Genomic DNA, 15044 nt, shown 5'->3' on the forward strand with positions numbered 1-15044 from the left:
CGCAAATATCGTAGTAAATACTACGGCAAATGTCCTGGGAGTGCTCAAATTCGCGTCCAGGAAAGTCCGTTCGTGTGCATATCGTGTCGATAATCGTAGGCATTTACGACACACGACTGACAGCGAGATCGTAGTAATTAATACGGCCGGCGAATTGAGGTCGGCTCCAGGAGACCGTCATGCACTTCGATGTCCAACTCTGGCGTGCGACCAGGGGTTTTCGCGGCCGCATCCTGTGGGCGATGACGCTCGGCTTCCTGTCGCTGGCGCTCGGGATTGCACGGTTCGTCGCACTGGGTTGGATTCTGGCGCGCCTGTTCGAGGGAGTAGAGCTTTCCAGCCTGCTTTGGCCGCTCGGCGTCCTCGTCATGGTCGTTCTGGGGCGCATGGGCCTCGAATATTGGCGTGCCGTGGTCGCGCATCACACGGCGATGCTGATACAGGATCGTCTCCGCCTCCAGCTCTACGACCAGTTGGTGCTGCTTGGGCCTGCATGGCTGGCCGGCAATCGCACCGGGGGCATCGTGCTTTCGACGGTCGATGGCGTCGAACAGCTTCAGACGTTCTTCGGCCAGTTCCTTCCGCAGCTCGCGATCGCGCTGCTGACGCCGTTGCTGATGTTCGCCATCCTCGCTTTCTGGGATGTGCCGGTCGCGGCCGTTGTCTCCATGGCTGCCATATTGGCGCTTGTCCTGCCCGTGGTTCTGAAGCGGATCGGCGAGGCGTCCACGATGCGCCGCGTGGAGTCGTTCCGGGCATTCGGCGAAGAACTCCTGGATGCCATACAGGGCTTGCCGACACTCAAGGCCTTCGGCCAGAGCGGCGCCTTCGGCCGGAAGCTGGCCGAGCGTGCACACCAGCTCGCCGAAAGCACCCTCTTTGTCGTTCAGGCCAGCCTGATGAGCCGAGCTCTGACCGATCTCGCTATCGCCGGAGGCGCGGCGAGCGCGGTCGCACTTGGTGCCTGGCGTGTCAGCCAGGGCGCCATGAGCATCGAGGCACTGCTCATCGTGCTCATGGCGGGAACTGAAGTATTCAGGCCGCTACGCGATCTCCGTTCGCTGCTCCACAAGGGGATGACAGCGAACGCCGCCGCAGTCGGTATCAAAGCGCTGCTCGATACCTCGCCGCCCAAGCCTCCTGTCGAGGGCGAGATGAGATCCGCGCTGGAACCGACCATCGCATTTACGGATGTTCGATTCAGCTATGACGACGAACGCGGCGAAGCGCTGAAGGGCGTCTCTTTCACGGTCAGCGCCGGGGAGCGGCTTGCCATCGTCGGCTATAGCGGCGCAGGCAAATCTACCATCGTCAAGCTACTGCTGAGGCTCCACGATCCGGCCGCAGGGCGGATTTCCTTCGGCGGGCATGACATCCACGAATTATCCAGCGATCACATTCGCAACCAGATTGCGGTTGTCCAGCAGGACACGTATCTTTTCTACGGCAGCGTGGAGGACAACATCCGTCTGGCGCGGCCCGGCGCAACACAGGCCGAGGTCGAAGCAGCCGCCCGAGCCGCCAACGCCCATGAATTCATCTCTGCGTTGCCGAACGGCTATGCCACGCTTATTGGAGAACGCGGCCTTCGCCTCTCGGGCGGACAACGACAAAGACTGGCGATTGCGCGCGCCGTGCTGCGTGATGCGCCGATACTCATCCTCGATGAAGCGCTGTCGTCGGTCGACGCGGAAAATGAGAGCGTCATACAGGCCGCGCTCGACGATTTGACAGTTGGACGCACCACCATCGTTCTGGCGCACCGCCTATCGAGCGTGATCGACGCGGACAGGATCATCGTCGTCGAAGACGGCAGGATTGTCGATACCGGCACTCATGCCGACCTGATCGTCAAGGAGGGCCCCTACCGTCGGCTGATGATCGAGCAGATCAATACCGACGACAACGACCGGATCATTGACGTCTCGCGGATCGAGCCGCAGATAATAGCCGAGGCCGCGCACTCGGTACCGACAACCAACGCCGCGCTCATTGCGACTGAGGGCGAAAGGATCGCGGCACGATTGAGCAGCTTTGCGACACTGACCACGCTCTTTCATTTTGTCACGCCTTGGCGCCGGCAACTCGTCCTGACGGTCGCTTCAGGCGTCGGCCGTGTCTATGCGCTGATCGCCGTCAGCGCGCTCAGTGCCCTGACTGTTGCAGCGGTCCAGTCTGGCGCGCAATTCGGATCGCTCCTCGCATGGATGACGGCACTCGTGCCGCTTGCCGCGTTGCTGCAATGGAACGAATCCTGGCGCTCGCACGATATGGCCTATCGGTTGCTGGCAGAGATGCGCATCGATCTCTATCGCAGCCTGGAAAAGCTGGCGCCTGCCTACCTGCTTCGTCGTCGCTCCGGCGAATTGGTCTCGCTGGGCACCCAGGATGTCGAGACCATCGAATACTTCTTCGCCCATGTCGTCGCGCCCGCGATAGTGGCCTTGCTGGTTCCCGCGACCGTTCTCATCGTGCTTGGCATCATCGCTTGGCCCGCGGCACTGATCCTGCTGCTATTCCTCCTCTATGCAGCATTGGCGCCGGTATTGGACCGGCGCCGCGTCGATGCGATCGGATCCAAGGCGCGAAAGGGACTTGGGCTGCTGAGTGCCTTCGTCCTCGATACCGTGCAGGGCATGGCCGAGCTCGTCGCGTTTCGCGCCGTCAAGGTGCGACGCGATACCTTCGTTTCGCTCATCTCCGACTATCAGAAAACGCGTATCGCGCTTAACGCCGATCTATCATTCCAGACTGCCAAGCAGGAGGCGATCAGTGCCCTCGGCGCAATCGCGGTGATGATGGCGGGCGCGGTCCTCGCCCAACATGCCGGGCTCGATCACGGTCTGATCCCATTGATGGCCCTGCTCGCCTCGGCCGCCTTCGTCCCCGTTTCCGAGCTTGCGCAAGCAGCCCGGCAGCTTGCAGATTCCATCGCCTCGACAAGGCGCGTTCATGCCGTGCACGCCGAGCCGGTCAGCATCGTCGATGGAAAAGGCGCTTTTCCGGCCGCGCGAGGCGGATCCACTGTTCAGTTCGATGGCGTTTTCTTCTCATATGACGGAGCTGGCGCGCCCGTGCTGCAGAATATCGACATCGATATTCCATCGGGAACGCGAGTTGCCATCGTCGGCTCGTCGGGAGCGGGCAAGACGACGCTGGCGAACCTGCTGCTGCGGTTCTGGGATCCGCAGCAAGGCCGGGTGCTGATCGATGGGCGGGACCTGAAAAACGTGTCACTCGACGATCTGCGCGGGCGCATCGCACTGGTCGCCCAGGACACCTACCTGTTCAACACGACGCTCGCCGAGAACATCCGCATCGCCCGACCCGACGCCGGCGATGAGGATCTCAAACAGGCCATCGAACGGGCCGCTCTTTCCGAATTCATCGCCACCCTGCCGCAGGGTCTTAACACAAAGGTCGGCGAGCGCGGTGTTCACCTGTCGGGCGGTCAGCGACAGCGCGTCTCGATCGCTCGCGCATTTCTCAAGGGTGCGCCCATTCTCATCCTTGACGAAGCCACGTCGCATCTCGACGCTGTAAGCGAAAAACGTGTACGCCGGGCGCTCGACGAGCTGATGACCGACCGCACAACGATCGCGATCGCCCATCGTCTATCGACCATCCGTTCCGCCGACATCATTCTCGTCATGCACAAAGGCCGCATCGTTGAACGCGGCAACCATGCCGAGTTGATCGCGAGAGGCGGCTTCTACGCGGACCTGGTGAACCGCCAGACAATCGATGCACAGGTGGCGGCCCAATAGCCAATGGATCGGCCCGCTGATCAAAGAAAGAGCCCGCCGGTAGATCTGCGGGCTCCGTTTGCGTCGAGCAGCTCCCTTCCTTTGCAAGATTTCAGAACTTGCTCCGGAGGGTGAAGGTGGCGTTGAACGGAGCGCCATAGTTGTTGTTGTAGGCGGACGCGCCAACCGTCTGATAGTATTTCGTGTCGGTGATATTTTCGAGATTGAGCGATGCCGTGACGTGCTCATTGATCTTGTAGGCAATACGGGCACCGAGCGTCGCATAGGCTGGTTGCACGTAGCCGTTGTTGCCGAACTCGCTGACCGCGTTGATGCCCATGCCGAAACTCCAGTCGCGCAAAACGCCTTCGGTGACGTCGTAATTGGTCCACAGCCGGAAGATATGCTCCGGCGTGACGGTGCTGTAAGGCTGACCCTGGTAATTCTGGTCCCGGGTGTATCTGGTCGGATTGTAGGTATAGCCGCCGACGACGTTCCAGTTTGCCAGCAGGCGACCGGTTAGCTGCAGTTCGACGCCCTTGCTCTCGATCTCGCCGCCCGACGGCAGATAATAGCCGGGATGCGTGTTGTCCAATTGCGCGGTGTTCGCCTGCTTGATCAGGAACACAGCCGCGGAAGCTTCGAGGCGTCCATTCAGCAGGGATTGTTTCAGGCCGACTTCGTATTGCTCTCCTTCCACAGGATCGAGCAACTGCCCCTGATAGGTCTGAAAATTCTGCGGCTGGAAGATGCTCGTGTAACTCGCGTAAGCCGATAGGTCGCGGGTGATGTCGTAGATCAACGCGGCATAGGGCGTGAAGACCGCGTCCTCGCCGTACTTTGTCGGAGCCTGCACTGTCGGATACAGGGTCTGGATTTTCGCATCGTACCAGCTCAGCCGGCCGCCAAGAATCAGCTTCAGTGGATCAGCCAGGCTGATCCTGGCCGAAGCATAGGCGCCGTACTGTATCGTGTCCGTGTCGGTTTTCGATCGAAAGGGAAGCGACGCCGGCAGCGGAATATTCGGCGAAAGATTGTAGACGTTGAACGGCCCCCGGGATGAGAATCGTCGCTCCCGGCGTGTAGAGATAGTCTTCGTTTCGCCAATTGAACCCAAAGACGAGCTCATGGGTGCGACCGAAGAGGTGCAACGGACCGCTCAGCGACGTGTCGAGACTGGTCTGCTTGTCGGTATAGAGGGTCCTGACGCCGTAGTAACCCGGGAAATTGTTGGTTAGCGGGTTGACGGGGCCGGTGGGATAGGCGCGTAGCCAGTCCGTGTCTTGATAGAAATAATCGCCGGCAGCGCGGAACTTCCAATCGTTCTCGAACTGGTGCGTGAATTCGAAAAAGGGATTTGCGGTCTCCGCCGGCCGTTTTCCCCATGCGGCGCCTACGAAGGTCGACCGAGGAACATCCAGCAATTTCCCATTGCTGTAGGCAGGCAGACCTCCCATCGGGATAGCATCATTCTTCTGGTAGCTTGCGCCGACGCGCAGCATCGTGTCAGGCGTCAGATCGGCTTCAACGGTGCCGTAAAACAGTGCGTTGCGATTATGCGACGTATCGTAGAAATAGTCGTTGTCCTGAAAGGACGTCACGAAGCGCCCGCGGACTGTCGCCGCCTTGTTGAGCGGCCCCGTGACGTCAAGCATCCCTCTGTAGAAATCGAAGGAGCCGACGCTCACGTCGCCCCTGACCGAGAACTGACTGAGTGCGCGCTTGCGAATGAGATTGATCGTGCCGCTTGGTTGGCCAGCACCGGTGAAAAGACCGCTCGGTCCGCGCAGTACCTGGATGCTGTCGTACATAGCCAGGTCAAACGGGCCATAGGCTTGGTTGTTTGCATATTCCAGCGGCACCCCGTCCTGCTGGACCGTCGTCAACGCAAAGCCTCTGGAGAAGAACGTACTCATGAACGTGTTGTTGTTCACAACCGTCACCCCGGGCGTCTGCTGCAACGCATCGGACAGTGTGACGAGGTTCTGCTCTTTGATCTGCTGTTGGGACACAACGCTGACGGATTGCGGCACTTCGCGTGGTGACACCGGGATCTTCGACCCGACGGTGATGGCGCGCGCCGTATAATCTCCCGTTCCTTCGGTCACCTCCTGGCTGCCGAGCTTGCCTGCTCTCGAGGCCTGGCTGGAGCGCTCCTCCCTTGGCGGCGGTGAACGCTTCGACGAGGCCCGCAATCTCGTCGAGCGTTGCGTCGACTGCTTGGCACTCGATCGTGGAGGGGGCGGCGCAGTGACCACGATCGGATCGAGCGCAACCGGGGGAGCCGGCTCAGCTCTCGCCACAACACTCGCCGCCGCTCCAATTAAAGTAATAGATACTACGATTTTTGTCGTTGCCGACATTTCATGCCCCCCGCACTCTAGCCCACATCACGGGAGGCTACTAAGCTAAACAAAAAAACCTTTCAAATACAATATTTTACAGAAGTTCTAAGTTGAATGGCGCTTCGTCTCCTTAGCGCTCCACCGAACACTCTGCAGGTCGATCGTCATCCCAAAACCAGTAGTAAATACTACGATTTAGCTGATCCCGATGGGCTTTCTCCAGCACAAAGGCCGGGGGCTCTTGATCCCTGCACTGGCCGGTTATGGATCGCGAAAGCCACTGCGTCGCCTGCCGGAGCGGCACGGCTGACCTGTTTTCAGGATGCATCTGGACGGCACGGGGTGTCGTGAGCCGTGCTCTTGCGGCTCTTGCGACCCTCCTTGGTTGGCTGTTCTTTTTGCTTTAGGATTTCAGCCTGACTGCGATAGGCACTCGCCAGAGTTTGAAGCTCGGCGACAATCTCCGGATCCCGTGCCCGGCTCGGCGGTGGCCCGCCGTCAGTTACACCGCGCCACGGGACACGATCCGTCTCGGGGTTTAGAGGAAGGAACGAAGGAGGCCCCGATCTCCTCCTACCGCTCGCTATGTACAGCAATCGAGTCCTTGCGATCAGGTCACGGTAACCGCCGACTCCCTTGCAGAGGTGACCCGAGAGTCCTTGCGAGCACGCCACCCAAACCATCCGATGCCCATGTTCGAGGAGTGAGGCTGCCAAACGACCTCAAGATCAGTGTAATTGGCCTAATCCAACTCGACCTCATCATGATGGCGGTGCGGAGTTATGTCTGCGCGCGGCTGTCCTTGCGATGTTTCCTCAGTTTGCCGGATCCCGCCTCCGCCGTTGCTCACCTTCGGCAACGAGTTTTTTCTCGTCGTCTGTCAGAAGGCTGGTCTGCTCCGCGCTGATCGGGCCATTGCCGAGAACGCGGACTGTACTGTCGGAGTCATAGTTCAAGCGACTTTGCCGGTTGTTGTTTTTCGGCTCAGCCGGATGCTCGTCCTCACCCGACCTGCCCCCAAAGCCGAGAAACTCGACGATGATGATCGACGCCTGACCGGAAGCAGTGTTCTGGGTCGGCATGGTGGTCTGTTGGGCCGCGCCGGCGAGGTTCGAGGCCTGCGTCAAGCCGCCGATATTCGGCGCCTGGACAGTCGGCACGCCGCTGACACCGCCCTGCGCCTGGATGTTCGCCGCGTTGACGATTTGCAGAGCGGCAACGTTGACCTTTCCGGAGGAACGGATGCCGGCTTCGCCCACGTCGATCGTGCCCAGCGGCGCGATCAGGTCGACACGGGCGGCCGGAATGTCCGGCACCGACGCGATGGCGGCAATGCCTGCACCGGTCGATGGCACAGTCGGACTGAGCAGCACATGGCCATAGGGATCATAGCGGCGTCGCGTCGGCGTGTAGATCACGGTCGTTTTCGAGCCGTTGCCGGCGTTGATGTCGCCCTCCGCCGACCAGCCGAGGATGTCGCCGCCAAGGGTGGTCATGATGCGCGAGAGACCAAGCAGGATCGAGCCCTTGCTGTAGATTTCGATATTGCCCTTGCCTTGCGTGACCAGCCCTGCCGTGCTCGGGGGAACCTCGCCTTCCACGCCCAACACCACTTTGCCGCCCGGTGCAAGCAACTGGATGTCGCCGCCGAATTCGGTCGTGACCCCCGAGCCGCCGAACAACGTGATATCACCCTGATAGCGGATCGGGTTGCCATTGGCGTCCCTGTCCGGGAAAAGCGTCGCGATCGACTGGCGACCGCGCAGATAGCTGCCATGACGCGGACTTTCCGCATCGTTGTATTCGATGCCGCTCTGGCGCAGCTCGTTGTAGAAGACGTTGCGCAGGAACACCGCCTGCAAATCGCGCGGCAAGGTCTGGAAATAGCTCAGCGCGTCCTCATCCTTGCCGGCAAAGCCGCGCTGCTCTTTCAACCAGGCAACAAGTTCCTTCTCATAGGTCTTGGCCACCTTGCCCGGCTGCTCGGCGAGCGGCGTGCCTGACATCGCAAGATTGGCCGGATCGAGATAGCGTATCAGCGGGGCGTAGTCCGGCCCGCTGCTACCCGCACCTGCTTGCAGAACGATCGAGGCGCCGGGGCGCGTATCGCCAGGCACGGCAGGGGCGATGCTTTGCAGCCTGCCTTGATCGGCCTGATAGATGTGGCGGCCTGCGGTGAGCGCGAGCACACCGGGACCTGATACCTGCAAGTTCGCATAGATGATGTCGCGGCCGGCCTGGATGACCGAGATATCATCGTCACGGCTGTGGATGATCAGCCCGCCGCCCCCGGCCTCGTCACGCCAATCGCTATTGGGATCGTCGACCCCACCGGCAGCGATGATGTCACGCCCGGCACGCATCCACACCGGTCCGCCGATGTAGAGGGTCACCGGCAGGTCGAATGTAGGTTGTTGAATATATCCGACGTGGAAATTGGTGATATCCCCGTGCACCGCATAGAAACGCATCGGATTGTGATCCGCGCCGTCTCCCAAGATGGAGAGATAATTGCCCTCTGGGTAGCTGGGATTGTAGCCGTAATGGATCGAATCGCGCGCCAACAGATCAAGCCGCGCGTTCGGCAAAGGCGTCAGATTTGCCTGGCCAAACACCAGCACATCACCACCGGCGGCCACGACGCCGAGAGCCGGTGGATACGGGCGCCCGGTGTAATAGCTGTAATAGTCGTTCGGGCCCCTTGAGTCGTAGGATGTGATGGGCGCGACCGATCCTCCCGCCGAGAAGAGGTCCAGGGCGGTGCGGTTGGTCCACAGCGAGAAGCCAGATCCACCAGTGGACGGCAGAAGACCACGAGAAGCAGCCGGATCAGGTAGGCCAGGATCGGTGGCGTACAGGATGACGAGGTCGCCGCGCGTGTTGATCGTGGCGCGGCTGTCGCCCAGCGCCAGGTACAGACCGCTATCGGGGTAGTAGTCATACGGGCGTATGGGATCGATCGGCCGCGGATCGACATAGCCCAGCGGAGTGCCGTAATTCATTTCGCTCACGAGGCCAATGGCGGAGGCGGTGACCGACACGTCGCCCCGGACATTGACGAGCGTGCCTCCACCCGGGTTGTTCGCATAGTAGAGCGGCGCCGTATTCAGGCGGCCGCCGATATTCATCACGAGATCGCCGCCGCCCGTCTGCCGCAGCACACCATTGGCATCGAGGTAGCCGCTGCCGCCGATTGCGACAACCAGAGCGCTGGCCCTGGTTTCGAACAGGGTGTTGATCGGGCTAATTTCCGAAATCTGCGGCGTCATGATGCCGGCGTCGCCGCCTGCGATCACATTCACATTGCCGCCACCCAGCGCGCCGATGCCGGAAAAGCCCACGAGTTGATTCAGCCCCCAGGAATCTGGAACGTAGGCGCCGAAATTGATGCCCCACACGCCATCCTGCCAGCGCAGCCATTCATTGATGCGACTCTGGTTCGTGTTCAGGTCGGACATATAGTTGTAGCCGGTCATGGTGCCGCCGGCCTCAACGCGCACGTCGCCTCCGCCTTCGGTGAGCCACAGGCCAGCATAGTTTTGCGTTTCGGCCAAAGCCGTGCCGGCGGTGTAGACGCCAAAGAGAGAGGCATGCCGGTAATCGCCGCCGGCGATGAGATCGAGATAGCCGGTGCCGGTACGCACCACACTCATCACTTCCAGGATCCAATCTCCGGCACTGTGCCGATCATCGAGCACGAGGTCGCCGCCCTGGCCGAGCGAATGGATGGGCTTGACCGCCCGCGTATCGCTCGCGCCGAGATCGGCCCCCGAAATGAAACGCATGGACCATGACAAGGACCCTGGCGCAAGCATCTCCGACACCGCCCACAAGCGTCCCGCACGGCCGTCTGCCCAGTTGTAGTCGTCCTGCGTGGGTGGCGGCGGCGCAAAGCCGTCATTGATGCTGCCGTTGACCGTGAAATTTCCGCCGGCGCGCACGACGAGCACACCGGGCTCACCTGAACCGCGAATGTTGGCGTCGGCCGCAGCGCCGTAGCGGTAACCCGAGAGATCGAGATCGCCGCTTGTCACAAGATCGCCTTCGCTCGTGATCTCCACACCAGGGCGCAGATGGAAGGCAGAACCATAGGCTTTCAGCCCGGCAAGCTGCGCCTGCAACGCGCCATTCACACTTGCTGCGTCGATGAAAGCCTGGCTGTCGGCATGGATGCCATCAAGATAGGCCTGATTGATAACACCGTCCAAAGGCGTGTAGTTGCGGAAACCATCCACGGCGATACTGCCCGCGCCGAGAATGTTGACACGGCTCGCCGCGTTGATCGCGATCCCGTCCGCGCCTACACGTGGCGCGTTGATCTCAAGCCTGCCGCGGAACACGCCATCCGCCGAGCGCATGTCGATCGTCGAGCCGCCCGCCAGCGTGATGGCGCCGTTCCTCGCTGTCAGTTCGATCGAACCGCGATTGGAGGCATCGATCGCCGCGCCGTAGCTATCGGTCTGCAACACGCTGCCATGCGTGTCGAGAACAGCATTCGATGTCAGCGTGAGATTGTCGCGCGCCGAAAGGCGGATAGTGCCAACCTTCTCACCGCTCGCATCGATCCTGCCGTTTACAACCAAGCTACCGCCATCGGCCGAAATATTGACGATGCGCGCTTTTACCTCATCGCCGATGATAAGATCACCGCTCTTGGTGGTGAAGCTACGTACGCCGAAGAAGCCGCTTGCGTTGAGCTTGGTATTGAGGCTAGCGAAATCGGCGATGGTGTTCGCAGCAAGCGAAAAACTGCCCGCGCTGGAGCCGCCGCTGCTCCCGCCGCGCAATGTGCCGCCGAATGTTGCCGTGCCGCCGACTGCGGACGCCTTGATCGCCCCCGCGTCGTTGTTGCTGGCCGATACATCGATGAGCGAGCCCGCAGCCTGGATGATGCTTCCAGCGCGGCTCTCCATTCCCAGCGTCCCGCCCCAACTGTATTTCGTCACCTCGTAAAAGGAGACCGCGCGGCCGGCGAGATCGATGAGCGCGCCGTTGCCGAGCACGATGTCGTTCTGCGCCGTCATGACCAGGCGCCCGCTCGGCAGAGCGACCGTCGTGTCGAGCGCGATGGCGGCGCCCTGCAGGCGTATCTCGCCGCCGAGATCGCCGCGCGTTGATGGATCGATGGTCTTGCCCCCGGCGTTGACCGTGATCGAGCCGCCGGCGCGGATGTCGATCATGGCGCCGCTGTCGGCAGTGAAGAGCGGCGTCGAGATGGTGAGATTGCCGCCGCCATAGGATGCCGCATCGGCACCGGTGTGATAGAACGACACGCTTCCGCGATTGTTGGCGGTGACCTTCTCGCTGGCCTCGAGGTTCACGCTGGAGAAGCCGAGAGCCAGCCGTTCAAGCTCGGCGCTGCTCTGGCTGCGCGCCAGCGGATCATAACCAAAATGGATCTCGCGCGCCTGGAAGGCAAGCCGGCCGGATCCGGTGCCGGCGCCGTTCGGCTGTACGGTCGGCGGCTTCAGGCTGGCAAAAGGATTCTGCACTGACCCGTCGCCGCTTGCGACACCGTTCCAGATCAGCGTGTCGGCAGCGAGGATGGCGGATGTACCATCGCCCCAACCGTAGATCGCCGGCGTATTGAGCACCACCATGGTCTCCGCCGAACCGCCGGCACGACTGCGCGCATCGAGCGTGACATCGCCATAGAACTTGATCGCATCACGCACCGAGATCGACAGCCGCTCGAGTGCGGCAAGATTCGTTGTCACAGGATTGAGCAGGCGATCCAGCGTTGTCTGCGTCAGATTCCAGCCGGTACCGAGCACACCCGCCGCTTCCGCGGCGGCAAGGGAAGCTTCCGTTCCCACGTTAACGGCCGGCAGACTCAATGCGAGATAGCGTGTGTTGAGCTGCGCTTGTCCAAGCGAGAGTTGATCGGCGGCGATAAATCCGATGGTCCCGCGGGTGCGCAGGATGGCGCCGTCTGCCACCGTCAATGTGCTCGGCCGCGCATTCTTCGGAACCACCGCCGGCAACAGATTGAACCATCCGTTCGCGACCACAAGCACAGAACCGAATGGCACGTTATCTGGAGAGTTGCCGTTCGCAAAGACATAACCAAGGGTGGAGTCGGGTACCGCAAAGACGCTGCGGGTCGTGTCGAGGACAGCTCCGTCTTCGACCAAAACCGCATTGCCTGCCAAGAGGATCTGACCCGCCTCAAGCACGGCGCCAGACCGCACCGTGATCGCATCGCTGCTACCGAAACTGTTTTGTTGAAGAGTGATAAAGCCCCGGTTTGCCCAATACTCCGTTCCGACGAGCAGAGTTCCGGCGTTGAAGCGCGATATGTCTTCCGCATCGAGCGACGCCATGCCCGTCGTGGCGGCAGCGCCGGATGCCTTGATTTCCAGCGGCTTGATGCTCTGGACCAGCAGGGTGCCGGCATAGCCGCCTTCGCCCGGTGCGAACCGCGCGGTGCCCTTGAAGTCGAGGACGTCGCCGGCCTCCTCGAAGGAAAGCACGAGTTGCTTGCCGTCGACGGCCAGCCGCGCTCGGGTGGTGCCGAAGCGGGCTGCGGTCTCCAGCGCGAAGGTGCTGTAGCTCGCCGCGTTGTACTGGGAATGCGTGCGCACCGTCTTTTCGGGCGTGACTATGATCTGGTTCGGCAAGACGGAGCGGATCGCCGTATTGGCGACGCCGAGATGGGCGCTTGCAACATAGGAGCCGTTGCCAAGCGGAACCGCGCCGTTCTCGCGCGGCAGGCTGCCGCCGATCTCGACGCGATAGGCGCCGGGCATGAGTGCATAGGTTGACGGCAGCAAGGTGTAGGTGCCGGCCGGAAGTCCGGGAATGCCCGACGGAATGGTGATCTGCTGGCCGATAGCCGGATCGCCTGCTCCCTTTTCCTGGACGATTGGCGCATAACCCGAGGCGTAACCGGGTATGATGGCATAGACCTTGTTGCCTGCCGCGCTGTAACTGAAGGCGGGATTGGCGCTCAACAGCGGCGTCTTGAGGACATCGACCGAGCCGCCGCGGCCAGCCATGAAGCCCGCGCCAGCCAGTTCGCCACCGCCGGTAAGATCGAGCACCGCGCTGGGCGCTGCCTCAAACCTATCCGACACGATCTCGATCTGGCCCATGGCTTTGAGAACCATCAGGTCGGGAAGCGTCAATTCCCGGCCATTGTAGACGTATTTGATTCCATCAACCGTGCCACCATAGGGCACCACAAGACCCGCGGCGCTGACCGAGGTTATGCTGCCGTCACCTAGAGTGACGTGACCACCGCTCTGGTATTGGAAGAAGCCCGCCTGGCCCACCGAACCGCCGAAACGAATGGTGCCGAGCGGCGCGCGCAGGACGCCATCCTGCTCGATGATGCCTGCAATAAGCCCGAGCGAACCAAAAACGGACGAGGGCAGTTCAGCGGTTTTGCCATTGCTGCGGATGGCGAGAACGCTATCCGGGCGCGGCATGATTCCCGATGAGTTGTCCGGCATAGCCCCCGCAAGGATCGTCGCGCTGGCCCCGGTGACGGGATAAATCTGTGTCGCAGTCAGTGCCAGATTGCCCGCGGTGGCAAGCGAGCCCTCTCGGAAACGGATGTCGCCATGGCTTACGAGATGAATGTCCGCGAAGCCCGGCACCTCGATCGGAACGGTAATGGTTTGGGGGTACGCACCCGGGCGGAAGGCGATGTCATACATGTCGGACGCGCCAAACCGGACCCAATTGCCGATGTCGATCAGGTCCGCGTCCACCGTCAGCCGGCCGCCATTCGTCGTACCCGGCCGCCAGCTTCCCGCCGAGACGTTTCGAAGGGTGGGATTGATACCTCCAGCGCCGCTGATTTCACGCCGCACCGCGCCCTCCAAGCGGACGACTGGCGCGGCGAGGACGACCTGCGCCTGCGGCGTCGTATCCGCCACGGAAATAACTCCGCGCTGCAGGGTGAGGCTCCGGTCGAGATGAAGTGAGACATCGCCTTCGAAGGCGATGATGTCGGAGCTCCAGAGCGACAGATCGCTGAAGCCGCCTGCCTCAACCTGCTCAGCACTCAGTCGTGCCTTGGTGTAGCCCAGCGCGGCATGGTGTTCGCCGGGCCGAAGATCGGCCGGCAGCGACGACGGCTGGCGCGCCTGCGTAATGGTGAGAATGCGCGGCTGCCTGATCACATCGAGCGACGACTCAAGCTGGAATGTCGATTCAAGGATCAGATTGAGGCTGCCGCCTGCCGCCCCGGCACCGCCTGCTGCGGCGCGCATCTTGCCATCCAGCACAAGCCCAGTAGTGGATGCCAGCGCAATCGCGCCCCCATTGCTGGCCAACGTCCTGACATCAGAGCCCGTAAGCGGGTTGCCACCGGCTGCGAGGTCGATCGTGGCGCTCGCGCCTGACGCGTCGAGAACGGCGCCCGGCCGTATGATCACAAAGGCCGGCGTGAGCGAATCCAGGAGGCCGTTCGCGTTCGGCGTGAGGGAGCCAGCACCGATCTTGATCGTGCCGCCATTCGGAACGAGCGCATACGGCCGCCCGAGGCGATCAACCCCGATGACCGCGCGCGCGGCGACATCAAGCACCGCGTTGCTGCCGATCCAAATCGAGAGTCCCGGCACAAAAACACTGCCCGCGTTTGCGCCTGTGCCGTTTTTGATGCTGATTGCACCGCCCCAGGCGTTGAGCCGTCCGTCGATCGTGACTTGCCCGAGCGCCGAAATGGCAATGGACTGGCCTGAATCGACCTCGATCAGCGAGCCCGTCCCGAGAGTAAACTCTCCAACGTCGCTGAGCGCGACGCTAGCGCCTTTACGCTGAACGAAAGTGCTGTTCTTGATGTTTTCGACATAGAGCGGCGGCGTCCAGATTTCCAGCGCAGTGGCGGGATCAGCGTCGCTGGCCGTGGCATAGGCCGCGTCTGTGAAGCGGTAGACCGGCATCTCCACATCGACCGCGGTTCCTTCCGCGACGGTGACACTGCCGCTGTTGATGAGGCTGCCCT

5 protein-coding genes are annotated in these 15044 nt (G+C 61.7%); 1 reads left to right on the forward strand and 4 read right to left on the reverse strand.

The features are described 5' to 3' along the window. Positions 1-137: 137 nt before the first annotated feature. A complete protein-coding gene (locus ACVJGD_RS20520) occupies positions 138-422 on the reverse strand; it encodes a hypothetical protein (protein ID WP_456640596.1) in 285 nt (94 codons plus the stop codon). Between ACVJGD_RS20520 and ACVJGD_RS20525 the strand changes: the two genes are divergently transcribed. Further along, positions 342-3767: an ABC transporter ATP-binding protein/permease gene (locus ACVJGD_RS20525; protein ID WP_456640313.1), complete on the forward strand. Its 3426-nt coding sequence runs from the start codon at positions 342-344 to the stop codon at positions 3765-3767. The genes ACVJGD_RS20520 and ACVJGD_RS20525 overlap by 81 nt on opposite strands. Positions 3768-3858: 91 nt before the next feature. Here the strand turns inward: ACVJGD_RS20525 and ACVJGD_RS20530 are convergent, their stop codons facing one another. The 3 genes from ACVJGD_RS20530 to ACVJGD_RS20540 all read right to left on the reverse strand — a co-directional run bounded on the left by ACVJGD_RS20530 (position 3859) and on the right by ACVJGD_RS20540 (position 14982). Then, positions 3859-4767, reverse strand: coding sequence for a TonB-dependent siderophore receptor (locus ACVJGD_RS20530; protein ID WP_456640314.1), 909 nt, complete (start codon positions 4765-4767; stop codon positions 3859-3861). Next, positions 4673-6109 (reverse strand): TonB-dependent siderophore receptor, encoded by a 1437-nt coding sequence (locus ACVJGD_RS20535; protein WP_456636052.1) that lies wholly within the window; start codon positions 6107-6109, stop codon positions 4673-4675. The genes ACVJGD_RS20530 and ACVJGD_RS20535 overlap by 95 nt, the downstream gene beginning before the upstream one ends. A gap of 797 nt (positions 6110-6906) precedes the next feature. After that, on the reverse strand, positions 6907-14982 hold the full coding sequence (locus ACVJGD_RS20540) for a filamentous haemagglutinin family protein (protein ID WP_456640315.1): 8076 nt from the start codon (positions 14980-14982) through the stop codon (positions 6907-6909). Between the last annotated feature and the right edge of the window lie 62 nt (positions 14983-15044).

The organism is Bradyrhizobium sp. USDA 10063, assembly GCF_054063735.1.